Genomic DNA, 973 nt, shown 5'->3' on the forward strand with positions numbered 1-973 from the left:
TGAGCAAACAAACATTTGAAAGAGTAAAACCACATATTAATATTGGTACAATCGGCCACGTAGACCACGGTAAAACAACAACAACAGCAGCAATCACTCAAGCCCTAAACAAAAAATATGGTACAGGTGAATACGTAGACTACGAACACATCGACAAGGCACCAGAAGAAAGAGAACGTGGAATCACAATCAACACATCAGTAGTTGAATACGAAACACAAAAAAGACACTATGCCCACATCGACGCTCCAGGCCACGCTGACTACGTTAAAAACATGATCACAGGTGCAGCACAAATGGATGGTGCTATCATCGTAGTATCTGCAGCTGACGGTCCAATGCCACAAACAAGAGAACACATCCTACTAGCAAGACAAGTAGGCGTACCAAAAATCGCAGTATTCCTAAACAAAGAAGACCAAGTAGACGATCCAGAACTAATCGAGTTAGTAGAAATGGAAATCAGAGACCTACTAAACGAATATGACTTCGATGGAGACAACGCACCAGTAATCGTAGGATCTGCCCTAAAATCACTAGAAGAAGGCGGAGAAGGCCCATGGTCTGACAAGATCCTAGCCCTAATGGATGCAGTAGATGAATACTTCGACATNCCAGAAAGAGACAACGACCTACCATTCCTAATGCCAGTAGAAGACGTAATGACAATCTCAGGACGTGGAACAGTAGCAACAGGAAGAGTAGAAAGAGGAACCCTAAAAGTTGGTGACACAGTAGAAATCGTAGGACTAACAGAAAAAACAAGCCAAGCAGTAGTAACTGGAGTAGAAATGTTCCACAAATCACTAGAACAAGCAGAATCAGGTGACAACGTAGGACTCCTACTAAGAGGTGTACAAAGAAACGAAATCTCAAGAGGACAAGTACTTGCAAAACCAGGCAGTGTAAACCCACACACAGAATTCGAAGGCCAAGTATACGTACTAACCAAAGAAGAAGGTGGACGTCACAC

General features: G+C 42.9%; 1 protein-coding gene. It reads left to right on the forward strand.

The window, feature by feature from the left end:
- On the forward strand, positions 1-973 hold a 973-nt coding region (gene tuf, locus HMPREF0077_RS09990; protein ID WP_004837900.1), incomplete at both ends, for an elongation factor Tu.

The organism is Anaerococcus tetradius ATCC 35098 (genome assembly GCF_000159095.1).
In the GTDB taxonomy this organism is placed as follows: domain Bacteria; phylum Bacillota; class Clostridia; order Tissierellales; family Peptoniphilaceae; genus Anaerococcus; species Anaerococcus tetradius.